The sequence below is a fragment of the Streptomyces sp. NPDC058872 genome, from assembly GCF_042743065.1.
Classification (GTDB): Bacteria; Actinomycetota; Actinomycetes; order Streptomycetales; family Streptomycetaceae; genus Streptomyces.
Genome location: NZ_JBHYMK010000094.1, coordinates 1 through 19735 on the forward strand (window position 1 = coordinate 1; position 19735 = coordinate 19735).

Annotated in this window: 22 protein-coding genes; 15 read left to right on the forward strand and 7 right to left on the reverse strand. The window is 70.3% G+C overall.

The genetic code is table 11. The features are described from left to right. Nucleotides 1-93 precede the first annotated feature (93 nt). Entirely contained in the window at nt 94-507 is a 414-nt protein-coding gene (locus ACFW22_RS33885; RefSeq protein ID WP_386412176.1) for a hypothetical protein, read from the forward strand. Here ACFW22_RS33885 and ACFW22_RS33890 read toward each other — a convergent pair. After that, nucleotides 446-1165: a FadR/GntR family transcriptional regulator gene (locus ACFW22_RS33890; RefSeq protein ID WP_386412178.1), complete on the reverse strand. Its 720-nt coding sequence runs from the start codon at nt 1163-1165 to the stop codon at nt 446-448. The genes ACFW22_RS33885 and ACFW22_RS33890 overlap by 62 nt on opposite strands. Nucleotides 1166-1228: 63 nt before the next feature. Here ACFW22_RS33890 and ACFW22_RS33895 point away from each other — a divergent pair, with 63 nt between their 5' ends. The 4 genes from ACFW22_RS33895 (at nt 1229) to ACFW22_RS33910 (ending at nt 3597) form a co-directional block, all read left to right on the forward strand. Continuing rightward, nucleotides 1229-2548: a CynX/NimT family MFS transporter gene (locus ACFW22_RS33895; RefSeq protein ID WP_386412180.1), complete on the forward strand. Its 1320-nt coding sequence runs from the start codon at nt 1229-1231 to the stop codon at nt 2546-2548. Between the two features lie 17 nt (nt 2549-2565). Further along, complete coding sequence (locus tag ACFW22_RS33900) at nt 2566-2682, forward strand: SGM_5486 family transporter-associated protein (RefSeq protein WP_384881634.1); 117 nt, start codon at nt 2566-2568, stop codon at nt 2680-2682. A gap of 157 nt (nt 2683-2839) precedes the next feature. Continuing rightward, nucleotides 2840-3043, forward strand: coding sequence for a hypothetical protein (locus ACFW22_RS33905; RefSeq protein ID WP_386412182.1), 204 nt, complete (start codon nt 2840-2842; stop codon nt 3041-3043). Between the two features lie 35 nt (nt 3044-3078). Further along, nucleotides 3079-3597, forward strand: coding sequence for a SixA phosphatase family protein (locus ACFW22_RS33910; RefSeq protein WP_386412184.1), 519 nt, complete (start codon nt 3079-3081; stop codon nt 3595-3597). Between the two features lie 64 nt (nt 3598-3661). Here ACFW22_RS33910 and serB read toward each other — a convergent pair whose 3' ends face one another. Then, nucleotides 3662-4879, reverse strand: a complete 1218-nt coding sequence (gene serB, locus ACFW22_RS33915; protein WP_386412186.1) for a phosphoserine phosphatase SerB — start codon at nt 4877-4879, stop codon at nt 3662-3664. A 198-nt stretch (nt 4880-5077) separates the two neighbouring features. Between serB and ACFW22_RS33920 the strand changes: the two genes are divergently transcribed. Further along, nucleotides 5078-7609 (forward strand): FHA domain-containing protein, encoded by a 2532-nt coding sequence (locus ACFW22_RS33920; RefSeq protein ID WP_386412187.1) that lies wholly within the window; start codon nt 5078-5080, stop codon nt 7607-7609. Between the two features lie 90 nt (nt 7610-7699). On the opposite strand, the gene ACFW22_RS33925 is transcribed toward ACFW22_RS33920, so the two are convergent. Beyond that, nucleotides 7700-8503 carry a transglycosylase SLT domain-containing protein gene (locus ACFW22_RS33925; protein ID WP_386412188.1) on the reverse strand — a complete coding sequence of 268 codons (804 nt, stop codon included), beginning with the start codon at nt 8501-8503 and terminating at the stop codon, nt 7700-7702. A gap of 535 nt (nt 8504-9038) precedes the next feature. On the opposite strand from ACFW22_RS33925, the gene ACFW22_RS33930 reads away from it, so the two are divergent. The 3 genes from ACFW22_RS33930 to ACFW22_RS33940 all read left to right on the forward strand — a co-directional run bounded on the left by ACFW22_RS33930 (nt 9039) and on the right by ACFW22_RS33940 (nt 11217). Next, on the forward strand, nt 9039-10184 hold the full coding sequence (locus ACFW22_RS33930; protein WP_386412190.1) for a GAF domain-containing sensor histidine kinase: 1146 nt from the start codon (nt 9039-9041) through the stop codon (nt 10182-10184). Next, complete coding sequence (locus ACFW22_RS33935) at nt 10177-10821, forward strand: response regulator (RefSeq protein ID WP_386412192.1); 645 nt, start codon at nt 10177-10179, stop codon at nt 10819-10821. Before ACFW22_RS33930 ends, ACFW22_RS33935 begins: the two co-directional genes overlap by 8 nt. Before the next feature lie 153 nt (nt 10822-10974). Next, complete coding sequence (locus ACFW22_RS33940; protein ID WP_386412214.1) at nt 10975-11217, forward strand: chaplin; 243 nt, start codon at nt 10975-10977, stop codon at nt 11215-11217. 168 nt (nt 11218-11385) lie between these two features. Here ACFW22_RS33940 and ACFW22_RS33945 read toward each other — a convergent pair whose 3' ends face one another. After that, the gene (locus ACFW22_RS33945) at nt 11386-12177 is read right to left on the reverse strand and encodes a hypothetical protein (protein ID WP_386412194.1); all 792 of its coding nucleotides are present in this window, start codon (nt 12175-12177) and stop codon (nt 11386-11388) included. A 135-nt stretch (nt 12178-12312) separates the two neighbouring features. On the opposite strand from ACFW22_RS33945, the gene ACFW22_RS33950 reads away from it, so the two are divergent. The 4 genes from ACFW22_RS33950 to ACFW22_RS33965 all read left to right on the forward strand — a co-directional run bounded on the left by ACFW22_RS33950 (nt 12313) and on the right by ACFW22_RS33965 (nt 15512). Further along, on the forward strand, nt 12313-13110 hold the full coding sequence (locus ACFW22_RS33950) for an ABC transporter ATP-binding protein (RefSeq protein ID WP_386412196.1): 798 nt from the start codon (nt 12313-12315) through the stop codon (nt 13108-13110). 75 nt (nt 13111-13185) lie between these two features. Further along, the gene (locus ACFW22_RS33955) at nt 13186-13614 is read left to right on the forward strand and encodes an NfeD family protein (protein WP_386412198.1); all 429 of its coding nucleotides are present in this window, start codon (nt 13186-13188) and stop codon (nt 13612-13614) included. Between the two features lie 93 nt (nt 13615-13707). Then, nucleotides 13708-14646 (forward strand): SPFH domain-containing protein, encoded by a 939-nt coding sequence (locus tag ACFW22_RS33960; RefSeq protein WP_386412200.1) that lies wholly within the window; start codon nt 13708-13710, stop codon nt 14644-14646. A 98-nt stretch (nt 14647-14744) separates the two neighbouring features. Further along, nucleotides 14745-15512, forward strand: coding sequence for a sulfite exporter TauE/SafE family protein (locus tag ACFW22_RS33965; protein WP_386412202.1), 768 nt, complete (start codon nt 14745-14747; stop codon nt 15510-15512). A gap of 70 nt (nt 15513-15582) precedes the next feature. On the opposite strand, the gene ACFW22_RS33970 is transcribed toward ACFW22_RS33965, so the two are convergent. The 3 genes from ACFW22_RS33970 to ACFW22_RS33980 form a co-directional block, all read right to left on the reverse strand. Beyond that, nucleotides 15583-16089, reverse strand: a complete 507-nt coding sequence (locus ACFW22_RS33970; RefSeq protein ID WP_386412204.1) for an HNH endonuclease — start codon at nt 16087-16089, stop codon at nt 15583-15585. A 161-nt stretch (nt 16090-16250) separates the two neighbouring features. Then, on the reverse strand, nt 16251-16790 hold the full coding sequence (locus ACFW22_RS33975; RefSeq protein ID WP_386412206.1) for a YbhB/YbcL family Raf kinase inhibitor-like protein: 540 nt from the start codon (nt 16788-16790) through the stop codon (nt 16251-16253). A gap of 44 nt (nt 16791-16834) precedes the next feature. Beyond that, nucleotides 16835-17617, reverse strand: a complete 783-nt coding sequence (locus ACFW22_RS33980; protein WP_386412208.1) for a sporulation protein — start codon at nt 17615-17617, stop codon at nt 16835-16837. 202 nt (nt 17618-17819) lie between these two features. Between ACFW22_RS33980 and ACFW22_RS33985 the strand changes: the two genes are divergently transcribed. Continuing rightward, complete coding sequence (locus ACFW22_RS33985; RefSeq protein ID WP_386412210.1) at nt 17820-18431, forward strand: DNA-3-methyladenine glycosylase; 612 nt, start codon at nt 17820-17822, stop codon at nt 18429-18431. A gap of 261 nt (nt 18432-18692) precedes the next feature. Continuing rightward, complete coding sequence (locus tag ACFW22_RS33990; protein WP_386412212.1) at nt 18693-18878, forward strand: hypothetical protein; 186 nt, start codon at nt 18693-18695, stop codon at nt 18876-18878. Nucleotides 18879-19735: the final 857 nt, after the last annotated feature.

Here is a 19735-nt window from a genome sequence, read left to right on the forward strand (position 1 = left end):
CCGCAACTCCTGCCCGACTCGAAAAGTAGCCCGAATGACCCCAAACTGGGGCAGAGCGTGATGTTCCTTTCGCTGGCGGGAGGAGGTGCGGGCATGCGCGCGATACGTCACGGCTTCGGGACGTTCGCCTCCGTCGCCGTTCTGCTCACCGGGATGGCCGTCGCCGCCGAGGTGCGGGCCGTTCCGCCACCCGCCGAGGGAGCCCCCGCAGCCCCCGCGGCCGGGGACCGGGAGGATTTCGGAGCCTCCTGCCGCACCGTCGTCGAGGGGTCGCAGGTCACCGCCCACTGCAGCAACCCGTACCCGCGCACCGACCGGATCCGCCTGCACGTCGAGTGCGACCGTTGGTGGGACGTCGACAGCGACAGCGCTCCCGTGGACGTGGTGCCCGCCGACTACGCCCGGGTCACCGCCCGCTGCTGGAAGGAGGTCCGGTCCGCCTGGGTCACGCACCAGCCGGTGGACCCGGCTCCCGCTCCCGGTCCGCTTCCGGAGCGGAACTCCTGAGGCACATGAAGGGGTAGCCGGCGGCCTCGGCGCCGGCCCGCTCGGCGTCGCCCTCCCGGATCGCGTCCACCAGGCGCGCGTGGTCCATGTGGTTCTCCGGTCGCAGCACCCGCCCCACGTCGTCGCGCAGCCAGTCCCGGAGCAGATCGCCGAGGTCCGCGTAGAGCTCCGTCAGCACCTCGTTGCCCGAGGCGGCGACGACCGCGTGGTGGAAGGCCGCGTCGACCATGACGAAGCGCTCCGCGTCCCCGGACTCCCACGCCTCCTCGCGCCGCTCCAACAGGGCGTCCAGCTGCTTCAGGTCCCGTTCGGTGCGCCGCCCGGCCGCGAACCGGGCCGCCGCCGACTCCAGCGTCGAGCGCAGCTCGGCGACGTGCCGCGGGTCGGAGCCGGCGAAGCGCCGGTGCATGACGCCCGCCAGTTCGCTGGTGGCGACGACGTACGTCCCCGAGCCCTGGCGGATGTCGAGCAGCCCGTTGTGCGCGAGCGCGCGGACGGCCTCGCGCACCGTGTTGCGGGCCACGCCCAGCTGCTCGACCAGTTCGGGTTCGGTCGGGATGCGCGAACCCACCGGCCATTCGCCGGAGGTGATCTGGTTCCGCAGTTCGGCGATCACCTGATCGGAGAGACCGGTGCGCCGGGGATGACCGAGGGGCATGGAACGCCTTCCCGTTCGTTCGACATTGGACAATCAATCATCCCATGATTCTATGATGGCGTCATGCCTGACGAGCCGAAGACCACCGACCCCGCCGCACGACCGGCCGGGAACGCCACTGCGGTCACCACGGCAGGAGACCCTCCCGCACCGGACCGCAGCCCCGGCCCCGAGCTCCGGACCGCCCCGGCGCGCTGGACCCTCGGCCTGGTGTCCGTCGGGCTCGTCCTGGCCGCGCTCAACCTGCGCCCCGCCATCACCAGCCTCGGGGCCCTCCTCGAAGAGGTCAGCAGCGGCCTCCACATGAGCGGCAGCGTCGCCGGCGTCCTCACCTCCGTCCCCCCGCTCTGCTTCGCGGTCTTCGGGATCACGGCCCCGCGCCTCGCCCGCCGCTTCGGCCCCGCCGCCGTCGTCTGCGCGGGCATGGCGGCCGTCTTCACGGGCCTGGTCCTGCGGCCCTTCGCGACCGGCACCGCCGCCTTCCTCGCCGCCAGCGCCCTCGCCCTGATGGGCATCGCCGTCAGCAACGTCCTGATGCCGGTCATCGTCAAGCGGTACTTCCCCGACCGCGTGGGCAGCATGACCGGGCTCTACTCCATGGCGCTCGCCCTCGGCACCTCCGTCGCCGCAGCCACCACCGTCCCGCTGACCGACGCCCTCGGCGGCGACTGGCGCCTCGGGCTGGGCCTCTGGGCGGCGCTGGCCGCGCTCGCGGTCCTGCCCTGGTTCCCGCTGCTGCGGGACCGGGGCGCGGAAGCGGTCCGACCGACCGCTCCGATCCGGGAAGCGGCGCCGGCGTCCGCCCCGCGGATCACCCGCAGCCGTACGGCTTGGGCGCTCGGCGTCTTCTTCGGCCTCCAGGCCACCGGTGCCTACATCACCATGGGTTGGATGCCGCAGATCTTCCGGGACGCCGGCGTCCCCGCCACCACCGCGGGCGTGCTCCTCGCCGTGACCATGGTCATGGGCGTTCCGCTGGCCTTCGTCATCCCGCGCCTCGCCACCCGGATGCGGAACCAGGGACCGATCGTCATCGCCCTCGGCCTGTGCGGACTCACCGGCTACGCCGGTCTCCTCCTCGCCCCGGCCGCCGGTGCATGGTGCTGGGCCGTGCTCCTGGGCATCTCGAACTGCGCCTTCCCCCTGGCCCTCACCCTGATCGGACTGCGCTCGCGCACCGGCTCCGGCGTCGTCCGGCTCTCCGCCTTCGCCCAGAGCATCGGCTACCTCATCTCGATCCCCGGGCCCCTCCTCGTCGGCGTGCTCTACCAGCACAGCGGCGGCTGGGGACTGCCCATCGCACTGATGGGCGGACTGATGGTGCCGCAGATGATCGTCGGAACCCTGGCCGGCCGGGACCGGACGGTCGAGGACGAATGCTGAGGTGCGAGACTGTCCCCATGCCAGTCCTCGAACCCAACCCCCAGAACGGCCAGAAGAAGCTGCTCCTCGTGCTCGGCGCGATGCTCGGCATCACCGTGGTCATCGCCCTCATCGCCTCCTTCGCCTCCCCCTGAGACGGGGGGACCCCCGTCCGAGGTGGGGGTGGCCCCCGCATCCCCTAGGGGGCTGCTGTCAGGGAGAAGTGGGTGGATCACCCGATGGGCGGGAGTCGGCGCGCTCCGTACGGTGGAGACGACGGCGAAAGCGCGGAACCAACCCACGGAGGCGGCCATGTCGGCCCCCACGCACCCCGGCACCAGGGCCACGACGACCCGCGTCGACACCCGACTTCCCTGGTGGGCGCTCCTCCTCCCCGCGGTCTCCTTCCTCGTCCTCCTGATGCTGGTGGCCGGTGCGGGTGGGGCCCATGCGACCACCGATGACCCGGCGGTCGGACGGGTCCTGCAGCAGGTCCGGCAAACGCTCCCTCTCTGAGTCGCCGTGGCCCGTTTCGTGCGAAGCTGTGGACCATGAGCGTCGATACACCCCGCAGCATCGTGCTCCTCCGGCACGCGAAGGCCGACTGGAACGACGAGTCCGACCATGAGCGCCCCCTCGCCGAGCGAGGCCGCAAGGACGCCCCGGTGGCCGGTCGCAGGCTCACCGAGACCGGCATCGGCTTCGACCTGGCCCTCTGCTCCACCGCCCTCCGCACGCGTGAGACGTGGAAGCTGGCGGTGCAGGAACTGCCCGTGCGCCCCAGGACGGTGTACGAGGAGCGGATCTACGAGGCCTCGCTCGGGGAGCTCATCGCCGTGGTCAACGAGACCCCGGACGCGGTGGGCAACCTCCTGCTCGTCGGCCACAACCCGGGCATGCACGCCCTCGCCGATGCCCTCGCCGGCGCGGCCGAGGGCGATGCCCTCGCCCGGATGAACCGCGGGGGCTTCCCCACCTCGGCCTTCGCCGTCCTCACCTTCAACGGCTCCTGGAAGTCCGTGGAACACGGCGTCGGCCGGCTCGTCGACTTCTGGTCCCCGCACGCCTGACCGGACCCCACGGGGAAGGGCCCGGCGGTCGTCCGACCAGGGCCCTCCTCCGTACCGCCACCGCTCAGTGCAGCAGGTCGTCCTCGCCGACGTCCGCGGCCTCGACCTCCTCGCGCGTGATGCCGAGCAGGTACAGCACGGTGTCCAAGAAGGGCACGTTCACCGCCGTGTGGGCCGCCCGGCGCACCACCGGCTTCGCGTTGAACGCCACGCCCAGCCCCGCCGCGTTCAGCATGTCCAGATCGTTCGCACCGTCACCGATCGCCACGGTCTGGGCCAGCGGCACCCCCGCCTCCGCGGCGAACCGGCGCAGCAGTCGCGCCTTGCCCGCCCGGTCGACGATCTCACCGGTGACCCGGCCGGTGAGCTTCCCGTCCACGATCTCCAGGGTGTTGGCGGAGGCGAAGTCGAGGCCGAGCCGTTCCTTGAGGTCGTCGGTGACCTGGGTGAACCCCCCGGAGACCACGCCCACCTGGTAGCCGAGCCGCTTGAGCGTACGGATCAGGGTCCGGGCCCCGGGCGTCAGCCGCACCTCGGCACGGACCTTGTCGACCACCGAGGCGTCGAGCCCGGCCAGTAGTTCCACGCGTGCATGGAGCGACTGCTCGAAGTCGAGCTCGCCGCGCATCGCCGCCGCCGTCACCTCGGCGACCTCGTCCTCGCAGCCCGCGTGCGCCGCGAAGAGTTCGATCACCTCGTCCTGGATCAGGGTCGAATCGACGTCCATGACGACGAGTCGCTGTGCGCGCCGGTGGAGACCGGCGGAGACCACGGCCACGTCCACCCCGACGCTGTGCGCCTCGGTGGCCAGTGCGGTCCGCAAGGGTTCGGTCTCGCAGCCCGAGACCGCGAACTCCACCGCTGTCACCGGGTACTTCGCCAGGCGGAAGACGCGGTCGATGTTGCCGCCGGTCTCCGCGATCCTGGCCGCTATGGCCGCCGTCTGTTCCGCGGTGAGGGGATTGCCGAGCACGGTGACGTGCGAGCGTCCTTCACCGCGGGGACGGTTGTCGCCCGTACCGGAGATGATCTCGGCCTGGAGCTTCAGCGACTCGGCCCAACTGTGCACGGTGGCGCGGAGCTCGCCCGGTGAGGCGACGGTCGGCTCGGTGACGAGCGCGCACAGGACGAGGCGGCCGCGGGAGACCACCTGCTCGATGTCCACGACGTCGACGGAGTAGGCGGCGAGGGTGTCGAAGAGTCCCGCGGTGATCCCGGGACGGTCCTTCCCGAAGATCTTGACGAGAAGGGTGGGAACGTCTGAGGTCTGCGATGCGCTCATGGTGGTTCCACCGTATCCGGCACCGCGCACCGTTCGGGCGTCCGTCCCGCCCAGCGGACACCCCGGTGGCTGGGGAGCCACCCTCGAACGTCTTCCTTCGGCCCGACTTTCGGAGAGCGGACCGGGCCTGAAATAGTTCCCCAGGATGATTCGCCATCCCTGGACTCCCGTAGGCGGGGGTACATCGGGGGACAAGTAGTGGGGCATGGAGTGCCAGAACTCGTACTGGAATTGAACGGCAGGACCTGGACGCTCGATCCGTCCCGGTCGTACACCCTGGGCCGGGACCCGCAGGGTGACCTGGTGGTCGAGGACGCCAGGGTCTCCTGGCGGCACGCCACCATCAGCTGGGGCGGCCGGAGCTGGGTCCTCGAGGACCACGGCTCCACGAACGGCACCTTCGTCCAGGGGCAGCGGGTCCACCAGGTGGAGATCGGCCCCGGTTCGACCGTCCACCTCGGCAATGCGACCGACGGGCCGCGGCTGAACCTCGCCGACGGCGCCGTCACCGCGCCCCAGCAGCAGACGCCGGTCCAGGCGCAGCACCCGGTGCCCTCACCCGTCGCCGCCCAGCAGGCCCCGCAGCAGCAGGCCCCGCAGCAACAGGGATGGCAGCAGCCGCCGGCCCACCAGCAGGTCCCCCACCAGCAGATCCCGCAGCAGCAGGGGCCCGGACACGACCGCCCCGGCGCGGCCACCGGGGCGTCGTCCGCCTATGCCGACCGCAGCCCCACCACGTTCCACCAGCTGTCCCTCGGTCACGTCATGCGGATCGGCCGTGCCCTCGAGAACGAGCTGGTCGTCTCCGACCTCCAGGTCTCGCGGCACCACGCGGAGTTCCACGCGACGCCCGACGGCCGCTTCGAGATCCGTGACCTCGGCTCGCACAACGGCACGTACGTCAACGGTCAGCCGATCGCCAAGGGCGGCACGGCCCTCCTGGGCCCGCAGGACATCGTCGGCGTCGGCCACTCGACCTTCCGCATCGTCGGCGGTCAGTTGGAAGAGTTCGTCGACACCGGCTCGGTCTCCTTCTCGGCCCGCCACCTCACGGTCACGGTCGACGGCGGCAAGCAGATCCTCAAGGACGTCACCTTCGGCGTTCCCGAGAAGTCGCTGATCGGCGTCATCGGTCCCTCCGGCTCGGGCAAGTCGACCTTGCTCAAGGCCCTGACGGGCTACCGCCCGGCCAACGAGGGCGACGTCCTCTACGACAACCGGAGCCTCTACAAGCAGTTCGCCGAACTGCGCCAGCGCATCGGACTGGTCCCGCAGGACGACATCCTGCACAAGGAACTGACCGTGCAGAAGGCGCTCCGCTACGCCGCCAAGCTCCGCTTCCCCGGCGACACCGCCACCGCGGAGCGGGAGGCCCGCATCGACGAGGTGCTGCGCGAGCTCAAGCTCGACATCCACAAGGAGAAGAAGGTCACCTCCCTCTCCGGCGGCCAGCGCAAGCGCGTCTCCGTCGCCCTGGAGCTGTTGACCAAGCCCTCGCTGATCTTCCTGGACGAGCCGACCTCCGGGCTCGACCCGGGCATGGACCGCGACGTGATGCAGCTGCTCCGTGCCCTCGCCGACGACGGCCGCACCGTCCTGGTCGTCACCCACTCGGTGGCCGAGCTGGGCCTGTGCGACAAGCTGCTCGTCATGGCGCCCGGCGGCTCCGTGGCCTACTTCGGCCCGCCGGAGGAGGCACTGAACTTCTTCGGCTACTCCACCTGGGCCGACGTCTTCTCCGCCTTCGAGAACTACCGCGACTACGACTGGGCGGGCCGGTGGAAGGGCTCGCAGCACTACCAGCTGTACGCCGCGGACATCGACGCCGTCGCCGCCCAGCCCGTCCAGATGCCGCAGCAGGCGATGGCCCGTCCGCCCAAGCCCCAGGGCTGGGGGTCCCAGCTGTGGACGCTGATCCGCCGCTATGTGTCGGTGATCGCCTCCGACAAGGGCTTCATGGCCCTGATGGTGATCCTGCCGGCCGTCCTCGGCGCGGTGTCCGTCGTCATCCCGGCGGACTTCGGCCTCGGCAGACCCAAGCCGCCGGCCCGCTTCAACGGCGACGCCGGCACGATCATGCTGATCCTGGCGGTCGGCATGTGCTTCTCCGGCGCGGCCAACTCCGTCCGTGAACTGATCAAGGAGCGGGTCATCTACGAGCGGGAGCGCGCCGTCGGCCTCTCCCGTTCGGCGTACCTGATGTCCAAGGTCATCGTCCTCGGCCTGATCACCGCCTTCCAGGGCGTGATCATCTGCGGCATCGGCTTCGCCACCCGTGAGCTGCCCGAAGAGGGCCTGTTCATGCCTCCGGCCATCGAGCTGTGCATCCAGGTCATCGCACTCGGCCTCACCTCGATGATGGTCGGCCTGGTCATCTCCTCGCTGGTGAAGACCGCCGAGAAGACCATGCCGCTGCTCGTCATGTTCGCGATCGTCCAGGTGGTCTTCACCGGCATCCTCTTCCAGGTGTACGACTCGCCCGGCCTGGAGCAGTTCGCTTGGCTGATGCCCTCCCGCTGGGGCATCGCCGGCGCCGGCAGCACCCTCGACCTGGGTCACCTGATGCCTCCGTGGGACCGCCAGGACCCCACGAACACCGACCCGCTGTGGGAGCACGCGGTCGGTCAGTGGAGCCTGGACCTCGGCATCCAATTGGCGATGGCCGCCGTCTGCTGCTTCGTCGTGGCCCGTCTGCTCCGCCGCCACGAGCCCGAGGTCATGCGCAAGTGACGACCGCGGGCGGTACGCCCGAAGGGCGGCACCCCGCACGGGGGTGCCGCCCTTCGGCGCGCTGCGGACCGGGGCGTCGACGGACGACGGTCAGTAGGCGCTGTTGACGTTGTCGATCGAGCCGTAGCGGTCGGCCGCGTAGTTGGCGGCGGCGACGATGTTGGCGACCGGGTCGTACTGGTCGAACTTGGTGCCGGGCACGTGGTAGGCCTTGAAGGTCGGGTAGATCACCTGGAGCAGGCCCTTGGAGGGCACGCCGTTGATGGCGTTGATGTCCCAGTTGTTGATGGCGTAGGGGTTGCCGCTGGACTCGCGCATGATGTTCCGGTGCAGACCGTTGTAGGTGCCCGGAATGTCGTGCTTGTCCATGATGGAGAGCGCCTCGCGGATCCAGCCGTCGAGGTTGTTCGCGAAGACCGGCTTGCGGGCGGCGGCCCGGCTCGCGGCGGCCTTCTCCGCGGCCCGCTTCTTCGCGGCCGCCTTGGCCTTGGCCTCGGCCTTCGCCTTGGCCTTCGCGTCCGCCTTGGCCTTGGCCTCGGCCTTGGCCTTGGCCTCGGCCTTCGCCTTGGCGTCCGCCTTCGCCTTGGCGTCCGCCTTCGCCTTGGCGTCCGCCTTGGCCTTCGCCTCGGCCTCCTGCTTGGCCTTCAGGCCGATGGTCGTCTGCTGCTCGCTGATGCTGGCGGCAAGCGCCTTCGCCTGCGGGCTGTTCGCGTCGTACGCCCAGGCGACCTGCTGGGTGCCCGAGAGGGCCTGCGGCTCGATCTCGGTGCTGCCCTGGTTGCCCGGCACGAGGGTGAGGGCGAGGGCTGCGGCGCTCAGGGCGGCGACGCCGGCGATCGTGGCCTTGTGGGTCTTCTTCAGACCACGACTGTGGCCAGGGGTGTTCGCAGACATGCAGGACTACCTCTTCGAATCGCTGGGGGTCGCTCGGCCGGGGCGGCGCTGCGCCTACTCGGCGGCGACGGGGGCAATTCTTAGCGGCAGCAAAATGAGCTGGCAAAGCTGTGACGTACGATCCCGGCTAGTAGATCAGGGCCCTGATCGAGGGGGGAAAACTGTCCTCCCTGGCCCGTTTTCTCCGCCGATATCCGGTGTCAGATGTCCACTAGCGAGCTTCGTAAGTGATGTGCGTCCTATGCGCGGCCTCACATCGGCCGGGTAACGAACTGACCATGCGTTGCGTCAGCAATGCAGACGGTGAATCAACTCCTCCGTGCGGAGGAGACGGATAGCGCCGAACTCCTCCTCCAGGGACGTCCGTCCCGCATCGCCGCGGTGCATCCGCGTGACCCGGTTTCCCCGGAGCCGCGCCCGCCCCGGAACACCCGCCCCGGACCACCGGAGTGCCCCGGGCCTAGGTCCCGAGACCTGCCCCGCCCTCGTCCACGGGCGGATCCGGGCCGTCACGCACCGCCGGTACGGTGAGCGCATGAGCCACCGACCGAGCTCCGGCCTGGCCGCCGTGAGCACCGCTCTCCTGGCGATGAGCCGTCACCTGGAGGTCCGCGACGTCCTCAAGACGATCGTGGCCTCCGCCCGTGAACTGCTCGACGCCGAGTACGCGGCCCTGGGCGTCCCCGACGACCACGGGGGCTTCGCCCAGTTCGTCGTCGACGGCGTCAGCGACGAACAGTGGAAGGCCATCGGCCCGCTGCCCCGGCAGCACGGCGTCCTCGCCTCGATGCTCCACACGGCCGAGCCCGAGCGGCTCGCCGACGTCCGAAGGGACCCCCGCTTCGAGGGCTGGCCGGATGCCCATCCCCAGATGTCCGACTTCCTGGGCCTCCCCGTGAGGGACGGGGACGAGACCATCGGCGCGCTCTTCCTCGCCAACAAGCGCTGCTCGGAAGAGGCCGGGGGCTGCGGCTTCACCGCCGAGGACGAGGAGCTCCTCTCGATCCTCGCCCAGCACGCGGCCATCGCCCTCACCAACGCCCGGCTGTACGAGCGCAGCCGTGAACTCACCATTGCGGAGGAGCGCTCCCGCCTCGCCCATGAGCTGCACGACGCCGTCAGCCAGAAGCTGTTCTCCCTCCGGCTCACCGCCCAGGCCGCCGCCGCCCTCGTCGACCGGGACCCGACCCGTGCCAAGGGCGAGCTCCAGCAGGTCGCCGCGCTGGCGGCCGAAGCCGCGGACGAGCTCCGCGCCGCCGTCGTCGAGCTCCGCCCCGCCGCCCTGGACGAGGACGGCCTCGTCCACACGCTCCGCACCCACGTCCAGGTCCTGGACCGCGCCCATTCCGCGCGGGTCACCTTCGACGGCCCGGGGATCCGGGCCCTGCCCGCCGCCCAGGAAGAGGCCGTCCTCAGGGTCGCCCAGGAGGCCCTGCACAACGCCCTGCGGCACGCGGACGCGGAGCTCGTACGGGTTTCCCTCACCCGCAGCGGACAGGGCGCGCGACTCACCGTCACCGACGACGGCAGGGGCTTCGACCCACTCGCGGTCCGCAGTGCCGGCCGCCACCTCGGCCTGGTCTCCATGCGGGACCGCGCGGGCGGTGTCGGAGGGCGGCTCACCGTGATCTCGGCCCCGGGCGAGGGCACCACGATCGAGATGGAGGTTCCCGGTGGCTGACCAGCGGATCCGAGTCCTACTGGTCGACGATCACCAGGTCGTCCGCCGAGGCCTGCGCACCTTCTTGGAGGTCCAGGACGACATAGAAGTGGTGGGGGAGGCGGCCGACGGCGCCGAGGGGGTTGCCCGGGCCGAAGAGCTCCGCCCCGACGTGGTCCTCATGGACGTGAAGATGCCGGGCACGGACGGCATCGAAGCGCTGAAGGGGCTCCGCGAGCTCGCCAACCCGGCGAGGGTCCTGATCGTGACCAGCTTCACCGAGCAGCGGACGGTCATCCCCGCGCTCCGGGCCGGAGCCTGTGGATACGTCTACAAGGACGTCGACCCGGACGCCCTGGCCGGTGCGATCCGCTCCGTGCACGCGGGGCACGTGCTCCTCCAGCCCGAGGCCGCCCGCGCGCTCCTGGCGCAGGAGGACTCCCAGGGGGGCACGGGGCGGGGTTCGTCCCTCACGGAGCGGGAACGCGAGGTCCTCGGCCTGATAGCGGACGGCCGGTCCAACAGGGAGATCGCCCGTGCGCTCGTCCTCTCGGAGAAGACCGTCAAGACCCACGTTTCGAACATCCTCATGAAGCTCGACCTCGCGGACCGCACCCAGGCGGCGCTCTGGGCGGTCCGGCACGGCTTCACCGACTGATGCGCCCCTCGTACACGCCGGGCGCACGACCGTTCCCCCTGTCATACCGTCGTGTGTATGTCCCCCATTCGGCGCAACCTGGCGAGGGCTGAGGCGTTCTCCATGGCGTACTGCGGCGGACCGGCCGCAGTGATGACCAGGAGGAAGTACCACGTGAAGAACTTCAAGAAGGCCGCTGCCCTCACCGTGATCGCCGGTGGCATCGTCGCCGCCGGCACGGGTGTCGCCTCCGCCCACGGCGCCGAGGCCATGGGTCAGGCCCTCAACTCGCCGGGCGTCGCCTCCGGCAACCTGGTGCAGGCTCCGGTCCACGTCCCCGTGAACGTCTCCGGCAACACGGTCAACGTGATCGGTCTGCTCAACCCGGCCTTCGGCAACGGAGCCTTCAACGGCTGACCCGTCGCACCGCCCCCGGCCCCGGACGATCCCCCCGGAGCCGGGGGTCCTTCCTTTCCCCACCGGACCCCGGCGCCCGCGCACCACCCTCCGCGGAGAACAGCCGCACCCCTCGGCACCGCCGGACCGTCCGGGGAGCGGCGCCGGACGACCTCCCCGCCCCTCGGGTCAGAAGCCCCGCTCCCGCTCCCGCTCCTCCACATAGGCGTTGTAGGCGGCGACCTGGGCCCGCCGGGCCACCCGCTCCACCGGCCGCAGCGCCGCGCCCCGCGCCGCCATCTCCGAGGCGCTCACCGCACCCCCGTGCCCATGGCCGTACGCCAGGTTCACGAGGAGCCCGATCCGCTGGGCCAGCTCCAGGACGCGGACCGCACGCGGCGGATAGCCCGGGGCGAGCACCTCGCGCCCCACCTCCGACCGCGCCCGGTACGCCTCGCGCGCCGCCTCCGCCGCAGGCCCCGAGGCCGCCACGTCGAGCCGGGTCAGCGCCGCGGTCGCGTCCCGCAGGGCCTCCGCCAGCTCGCGCTCCGCCTCGCCGAGCGAGGGCACGTCCGCCGGCGGAGCCTCCCTCACCCCCAAGCAGTGCCAGACCACCGAGACGTGCACGTCGCCCTCGGGGCCCGCCTCCGAGACCTCCGGCACGAGACCGTACGGCGCACCGAAGCCCACCGCCGCCTCCTCCGCCTCCAAGGCGCGCGCATTGAAGTCCGGCGGCCCGCTCAACCCCAGCGGATGCCCCGGTGCCGGTAGCGCCACCCGCCACCCGGTCACCCCGAGCCGCCGCAACCGGCCCAGCGCGAGCGTCAGCCCCACCGGCCCCGCCTCGCCCGGCAGCCCCTCGACGCGGTGCACCGCGTCTTCCCCGACAATCGCGAGCGCCGCCTCGTCCGGCGACACCGCACCGGCCAGCAGGGCATTGCCCCAGGCGGCCAGACGTCCTGAGCGTGGTTCCGAAAGCATCCCCCCAGACTAGGCACTCGAAGGAAGCCCTACGGACCGGTCCGCTCCGTCGATAACGTAGGTTTTCCCCTGGACGCCGCGCCCATCGGCGCAAGGCGACGACACGACTCGACCGCAAGGGGAGACAACGCGCTCATGAGCGATGTACTGGAGCTGGTGGACGTATCCGTGGTCCGCGACGGACGCGCTCTGGTGGACGAGGTCTCCTGGTCGGTCAAGGAAGGCGAGCGCTGGGTCATCCTCGGCCCCAACGGCGCCGGCAAGACCACCCTTCTGAACGTCGCCTCCAGCTACCTCTTCCCCACCAAGGGCGCCGCCCGCGTCCTGGGCGAGCAACTCGGCGGCGTCGGCACCGACGTCTTCGAACTCCGCCCCCGGATCGGGATGGCCGGCATCGCCATGGCGGAGAAGCTCCCCAAGCGCCAAACCGTCCTGCAGACCGTCCTCACCGCCGCGTACGGCATGACCGCCACCTGGAACGAGGACTACGACCCGATCGACGAGGCCCGCGCCAAGGCCTTCCTCGACCGGCTCGGAATGAACGACTACCTGGACCGCAAGTTCGGCACCCTCTCCGAGGGCGAGCGCAAGCGCACCCTGATCGCCCGCGCGATGATGACCGACCCCGAGCTCCTGCTCCTCGACGAGCCCGCCGCAGGACTCGACCTCGGCGGCCGCGAGGACCTGGTCCGCCGCCTCGGTCGCCTCGCCCGCGACCCGTACGCGCCCTCCATGATCATGGTCACCCACCACGTCGAGGAGATCGCCCCCGGCTTCACCCACGTCCTGATGATCCGCCAGGGCAAGGTGCTCGCCGCCGGCCCCGTGGAGACCGAGCTCACCTCCCGCAACCTCTCCCACTGCTTCGGACTGCCGCTCGTCGTCGAGCGGGTCGGCGACCGTTGGACCGCCCGCGGCCTGCCCCTGAAGTGAACCGACGGGTCACCGGCGTTCCGCACGGCCGCCCGCGCCCTGTCCGGGAGGACCCCACCGCCCTACCATGACCACGTGGACATCGATACGTGGGTGTGGTGGCTGATCGGAGCGGTGGGGCTCGGCATCCCGCTGGTCCTGACCGCGATGCCGGAGTTCGGCATGCTGGCCGTCGGAGCCGTTGCCGGGGCGGTGACGGCCGCCCTGGGACTGGGCATCGTCGCCCAGGTGCTCGTCTTCGTCGTGGTGTCCGTGGCGCTCATCGCGGTGGTGCGCCCGATCGCGGCCCGGCACCGCGACGCGAGTCCCGGACTCTCCAGCGGGGTGGACGCGCTGAAGGGCAAGCACGCCGTCGTCCTGGAGCGCGTCGACAGCAACGGGGGCCGCATCAAGCTCGCCGGCGAGGTCTGGTCCGCCCGGACGCTCGACACCGGACAGAGCTTCGAGCCGGGCGAAGAGGTCGACGTCGTGGAGATCGACGGGGCAACCGCGGTCGTCATGTGACCGAACCGCGCCCATGGGGCTCCGCCATCTGGGAAACTCGATCATCGAAAACGATCCGGCAGTCATCCGGCAGCGAAGGGCACGGGGAACACGATGTCAGCAGTCATCATCGTCCTGATCATTCTGGTGGTGCTCGTCTTCATCGCCTTGATCAAGACGATCCAGGTCATCCCGCAGGCGAGCGCGGCGATCGTGGAGCGCTTCGGCCGCTACACCCGCACCCTCAATGCCGGACTGAACATCGTCGTCCCGTTCATCGACTCGATCCGCAACCGGATCGACCTCCGCGAGCAGGTCGTTCCCTTCCCGCCACAGCCGGTGATCACCCAGGACAACCTGGTCGTCAACATCGACACCGTCATCTACTACCAGGTGACCGACGCCCGTGCCGCCACCTATGAGGTCGCCAGCTACATCCAGGCGATCGAGCAGCTCACCGTCACCACCCTGCGCAACATCATCGGCGGCATGGACCTGGAGCGGACGCTCACCTCCCGCGAGGAGATCAATGCGGCCCTCCGCGGCGTCCTCGACGAAGCCACCGGCAAGTGGGGCATCCGCGTCAACCGCGTCGAACTGAAGGCCATCGAGCCGCCGACCTCCATCCAGGACTCGATGGAGAAGCAGATGCGCGCCGAGCGGGACAAGCGCGCCGCCATCCTCACGGCCGAGGGCACCCGCCAGTCCGCCATCCTGACCGCCGAGGGCGAGAAGCAGTCGGCGATCCTGCGCGCCGAGGGCGAGGCCAAGGCAGCCGCCCTCAAGGCCGAGGGCGAGGCCCAGGCGGTCCGCACGGTCTTCGAGGCGATCCACGCGGGCGACCCGGACCAGAAGCTCCTGTCCTACCAGTACCTCCAGATGCTGCCGAAGATCGCCGAGGGCGACGCCAACAAGCTCTGGATCGTGCCCAGCGAGATCGGCGACGCCCTCAAGGGCCTCTCCGGAGCCCTCGGCAACGTCGGCAACGGCGTCCCCGGCTTCAACGTCAAGGGCGCACCGGTCGAGCGTCGGGACGAGCCCACAGTCGACTGACGCGTACACGTAACTCTGGTGCATGATCGGTGCGAGCCCCTCGACCTCGATGACATCGGGGCGGGGAGGCGATTCACTGACCATGTGAGGAAAAGGCTTTGTCCATCTGGGAAGCCCTTGCAGTCTTCGCCGCCGGCGTCGGCGCCGGCACCATCAACACCATAGTGGGATCGGGAACGCTGATCACCTTCCCGGTCCTGCTCGCGACCGGACTCCCCCCGATCACCGCGAACGTCTCCAACTCCCTCGGCCTCGTGCCCGGTTCCATCAGCGGAGCGATCGGCTACCGCCGCGAGCTCAAGGGGCAGAAGCGACGGCTCCTCCGCCTCGGCGGGGCCGCCCTCGTCGGCGGCCTCATCGGTGCGGTCCTGCTCCTCGCGCTGCCGTCCACTGCCTTCGACGCGATCGTCCCCGTCCTCATCGGCCTCGCCCTCGTCCTGGTCCTGCTCCAGCCCCGCATCGCCGCCGCAGTGAAGCGACGCCGGGAGCAGAGCGGAAGCGGAGCCCATCCCGACGGCAGCCCCGGCCTGCTCTTTGGACTCCTCCTCGCCAGCATGTACGGCGGGTACTTCGGAGCCGCGCAGGGAGTGCTCTACCTCTCCCTGATGGGCCTGCTGCTCCACGACGACCTGCAGCGGATCAACGCCGTCAAGAACGTCCTCGGTGCCCTCGTCAACGGAATCGCAGCCGTCTTCTTCCTCTTCGTCGCCGACTTCGACTGGACCGCCGTCCTCCTCATTGCCGTCGGCTCGACCCTCGGCGGCCAACTCGGCGCCAAGGTCGGCCGCAAGCTCTCCCCGACGGTCCTGAGGGGAGTGATCATCACGGTCGGCATCGTGGCGATCCTGCAACTGACGCTCGGATAGCCCGCGCAGGGCGGACGGGTCCGCCCCACCGCACGGTGGGGCGGACCCGTCCGCGACTGGGGGACAGCCCTCACGCAGCCGATTCGGCCAACCACGCCGGCAGCGCGGACCGCTCGCTCGCCCGCAGCGCGAGCAGCATGGCGTCCGCCGGAGTCGGCTCGAAGGGCTGGTGCAGCAGCGGCATTCCGGCCTGCTCGGGCGTCCGGTCCGCCTTGCGGTGGTTGTCCTCGGCGCAAGAGGCAACCGTATTCAGCCAGTTGTCCCCACCACCCTGCGCCCGCGGCACGACGTGGTCGACCGTCGTCGCCCGCTTCCCGCAGTACGCGCACCGGTGTTGGTCCCTGACCAGCACGCCCCGCCTCGACCACGGCGCCTGTCTTCGAAAGGGCACCCGGACGTACCGGCAGAGCCTGATGACCCGGGGCACCGGGAGGTCGACGGCGGCACCCCGCACCCGCAGCTCGGGATGGGCCTGCTCGACGACGGCCTTGTCCTGCAGGACGAGCACCACCGCGCGGTTGAGGGTGACCGTCGAAAGCGGCTCGAAGCTCGCGTTCAGCACCAGCGTGTCCCGCATGTTGCCCACCTCCCGTGTGCCGGCCCGCCCCGACCTGGGGTTCGGGCTTGGATCAACGATGGCCGGGCCGGCCGGGTCGGACAACGCAATTTCCCGTGCAACAAAAGATGCCCGCTTCTGATCTCTCCAAGACCAGAAGCGGGCAAACAACAAACGAACGATCAGACCGCCGCGGGGGCCGCGTACTCACCGATCAACTGGGCCCGGCCGAGCGTGTGGAACCGCAGGTGGAACCCCACGGCCGCCGGCGAGGCATCGGCATCCGGGCCGAGCTTCTCCCGGTCCACCGCGTACACGGTGAAGACGTACCGGTGCGCCGGATCACCCGCCGGAGGAGCCGCACCCCCGAAGTCCTTGGAGCCGTAGTCGTTCCGCGCGTGCACGGCACCGACCGGCAGCCCCTCGAACGACCCCGACCCGGCACCGACCGGAAGCTCCGTCACCGACACGGGGATGTCGAACAACACCCAGTGCCAGAACCCGCTGCCCGTCGGGGCGTCCGGATCGAAGCAGGTGACGGCGAAGCTCTTGGTCTCCGCCGGGAACCCCTCCCAGCTCAGCTGCGGCGAGGTGTTCCCCGCCGCGTGCACCTGGGCGTCCTTCAACACCCCGCCCGGCGCGACGTCATCGCTCACCACGGTGAACGTCGCCACCGGCGGGTGGAAGTCGTGCGGAAGCGGCGCCCTCTTGCCCTCTGACACGTCGAGTACCTCCGATGCGTCCGTCGACGTTGACACGGCAGAGACTAGAACCAGTTGCGACGGCCGCCGACCTCGGCCAGCCACTCGTTGAGGTACGCCGCCCAATCGGTGGAGTGGAAGTCGAACAGGTCGACCTGGAACGACCGGTAGGAGTCGCTGCCCTCGGTGAACAGGCCCGGCTTCTTGTCCATCTCCAGGACGACGTCCATGGCGCGGTCGTCGGCGACGAAGCTGACCTCGACCTGGTTGAGCCCCCGGTACTGCGGCGGCGCGAAGAACTCGATCTCCTGGTAGAACGGCAGCTTCTGCCGCGTCCCGCTGATGTGGCCCCGCTCCATGTCCGCGCTCTTGAAGCGGAAGCCCAGCTGGATGAAGGCGTCCAGGATCGCCTGCTGCGCCGGCAGCGGGTGGACGTTGATCGGGTCGAGGTCACCGGAGTCCAGCGCCCGGGCGATCTCCAGCTCGGTCGTCACCCCGATGTGCATCCCGTGCAGCTGCTGCCCCGCGACCGCGGTCACCGGAGTCTCCCACGGGATCTCCAGGCCGAACGGCACCACGTGCACCGCACCGGCCTTGACCTCGAAGGCGCCCCCCAGACGCACCTTCACGAACTCGATGTTCTGCTTGTACTCCTGCTCACCGCCCTCCACCTCGACCCGCGCCTGCAGACCGACGGAAAGCCCCTCGATCTGCTGGTCAACGCTGCCGCCCTGGATCCGCACCTCACCCTGGACGACGCCGCCCGGGACCACGTTCTCCTCGGTGAGCACCGTCTCGACGGTGGCCCCACCAGCTCCCAGGCTCGCGAGCAGCTTCTTGAATCCCATGTCTTCCACTCCTTTTCGGGGTTCTGCCCCGTAGTTACGCGCGACGACCGTAACCGGTTCCCCGACGGTCACCACTACGCTCGGACGACATGAGCGAGAGCCCCGACGCCTCTTGGGCGCGCACGACACGCAAGGCCGTCGCGTCAGGCCCGCCCGGACGCGCGCACGTCCACTTCACCCGTGGCACGTCAAGGCGGTCAGCATGAACGTCGACCTCCTCGCCCACCCCGCCGAAGAAGTCGCCCCCAAGCTGCTCGGGAGCGTCCTCACCTGCAAGACCCCGGAGGGAACCGTGAGCATCGCCATCACGGAGACCGAGGCGTACTCCGGCGCGACCGATCCGGCGTCCCACGCCTACCGAGGCCGGACACCCCGTAACGCGACCATGTTCGGACCCCCGGGACACCTCTACGTGTACCGGTCCCACGGTCTGCACTGGTGCGCCAACGTCGTCACGGGGACGGACGGCATCGCCTCGGCCGTCCTCATCCGCGCGGGCCGGGTCATCGAGGGGGAAGACCTGGCACGCGAGCGACGGGGCGAGAGGGTCGAGAGCGCGCGGCTCGCCCGGGGCCCGGGGAACTTCTGCCGGGCACTCGGCATCACGGGAGAGCACAACGGCGCAGACCTCCTGAGAGGCCCCTCGGTCGCATGGTTCGAGGGCGGGCCGGTAGCTGCCGCGCTGATCCGGGTCGGTCCTCGGGTGGGCGTGAGCAAGGCCCACGACTGGCACCACCGGTTCTACCTCGCCGGTGACCCGACGGTCTCGGCGTACCGCCTGAGCCCGCGGGCCGAACCGTCCGCCGGAGCCTGAGCCGTCGTGCGCCCTGCTCACGGCCTGCCGGTACGTCGGCGCGGAAGCGGGGCCAGCAGGTGGGGGATCGCTCGCGAGAGCGGCGCGTGGCGCGTCGTCGGCCGGTCGTGCGGTCAGGGGCCGCTGTCCCCACAGGCGAACGGGACGGCCTGAGCAGCGGCGGGCACGAGGGACCGGCCGCGTTGCGGTGGGAGAACCGTCGGCTGCGGGGGCGTGGAAATCCTCAAGCGGGCGACGGCCTTCCTCACGAAGGAGAAACCGGTGAGGGTGCACCCGTTCATCGGGGCGGGGGAAAACCGCAGGCAGCAACGTCAAGCGGCGCGCGAACTGCTCCAGGCCTCTCGAGCCGCCTCCTACGCCCGCCGCACCGGCACCCCCGGACCCCGCGCGGCGCGGGCCGCCGAGCTGACCGAGCAGATCACCGCCGTGCACGAACGGTCTCCTTGAAGGATTGGACTCCTCGACCGCGCGGCACCAGCTCGACCCGCTCGCAGACCTGCAGGACGACGGCCCGACACTTCGAGCAGCGAACCACGTCGGACATCAGGCTGCGCCACTCCTCACCGTGCGGCGAGAGCAGCCCACGCGTTTCCGGACGCGCATGCTGCTCTCCTGCGTGCGGGTGAAATCCTGCGCGGCGCCGGCCAGGCCCGTCTCCGCCGTCGTACGGCCCGCTCCGACCATGAGCGGGGCCAAGGGGTCGGCCCGGCCCGCCACGGCACTGGATGTCGCCCTCTCCCTGAACGGTGTGGATGTCTGCGCAGGTCAGAACGTTCCCCTCGCTTTCGCTGGCACGTGAGCCAGCCGCGTCCGACTGCATCCGCAGTGGTCCCCGCAAGGCCGTCGGGCGTGATGGCGCCCCGCATCCCCGGCGTTTCCGGGGCACGGGGGATCCGAGGGTGAGTCCCTACCGTCCCCACACCCCCAGGAAGCTCCGCCTTGACTCTGGTCGCCCGACCCCGTAACGTGGCCCGAGCCGCTGAACACGGTCTGCTTGTTCAAGCACCCCGCAGCGGCCATCCATTACTCACGTCAACGCCCAAGCGGGGCTTATTTCGGCATGCCGGAATTCGCATTCGAATGGCTCGATTGTGACTCGTCGAGAAAATCGGCTAACGTAGTGGACACGCCGAAAGGCAAAGGCAGCCAACAGGCCGCTAGAAACGAATTCCGAACCGGAAGCGGAACGGAAAACGGATCTGGTAAGGTTGGAAACGAAGGAAGCGCCCGGAGGGCCTGGGAACAGGAACGATGGAAGCGTCCGTATCTTGAGAACTCAACAGCGTGCCAAAAATCAACGCCAG

Coding starts and splice junctions, on each gene's coding strand:
- ACFW22_RS33885 (WP_386412176.1), top strand. CDS start 94: ATGCGCGCGATACGTCACGGCTTCGGGACGTTCGCCTCCGTCGCCGTT.
- ACFW22_RS33890 (WP_386412178.1), bottom strand. CDS start 1,165: ATGCCCCTCGGTCATCCCCGGCGCACCGGTCTCTCCGATCAGGTGATC.
- ACFW22_RS33895 (WP_386412180.1), top strand. CDS start 1,229: ATGCCTGACGAGCCGAAGACCACCGACCCCGCCGCACGACCGGCCGGG.
- ACFW22_RS33900 (WP_384881634.1), top strand. CDS start 2,566: ATGCCAGTCCTCGAACCCAACCCCCAGAACGGCCAGAAGAAGCTGCTC.
- ACFW22_RS33905 (WP_386412182.1), top strand. CDS start 2,840: ATGTCGGCCCCCACGCACCCCGGCACCAGGGCCACGACGACCCGCGTC.
- ACFW22_RS33910 (WP_386412184.1), top strand. CDS start 3,079: ATGAGCGTCGATACACCCCGCAGCATCGTGCTCCTCCGGCACGCGAAG.
- serB (WP_386412186.1), bottom strand. CDS start 4,879: ATGAGCGCATCGCAGACCTCAGACGTTCCCACCCTTCTCGTCAAGATC.
- ACFW22_RS33925 (WP_386412188.1), bottom strand. CDS start 8,503: ATGTCTGCGAACACCCCTGGCCACAGTCGTGGTCTGAAGAAGACCCAC.
- ACFW22_RS33930 (WP_386412190.1), top strand. CDS start 9,039: ATGAGCCACCGACCGAGCTCCGGCCTGGCCGCCGTGAGCACCGCTCTC.
- ACFW22_RS33945 (WP_386412194.1), bottom strand. CDS start 12,177: ATGCTTTCGGAACCACGCTCAGGACGTCTGGCCGCCTGGGGCAATGCC.
- ACFW22_RS33950 (WP_386412196.1), top strand. CDS start 12,313: ATGAGCGATGTACTGGAGCTGGTGGACGTATCCGTGGTCCGCGACGGA.
- ACFW22_RS33960 (WP_386412200.1), top strand. CDS start 13,708: ATGTCAGCAGTCATCATCGTCCTGATCATTCTGGTGGTGCTCGTCTTC.
- ACFW22_RS33970 (WP_386412204.1), bottom strand. CDS start 16,089: ATGCGGGACACGCTGGTGCTGAACGCGAGCTTCGAGCCGCTTTCGACG.
- ACFW22_RS33980 (WP_386412208.1), bottom strand. CDS start 17,617: ATGGGATTCAAGAAGCTGCTCGCGAGCCTGGGAGCTGGTGGGGCCACC.
- ACFW22_RS33985 (WP_386412210.1), top strand. CDS start 17,820: ATGAACGTCGACCTCCTCGCCCACCCCGCCGAAGAAGTCGCCCCCAAG.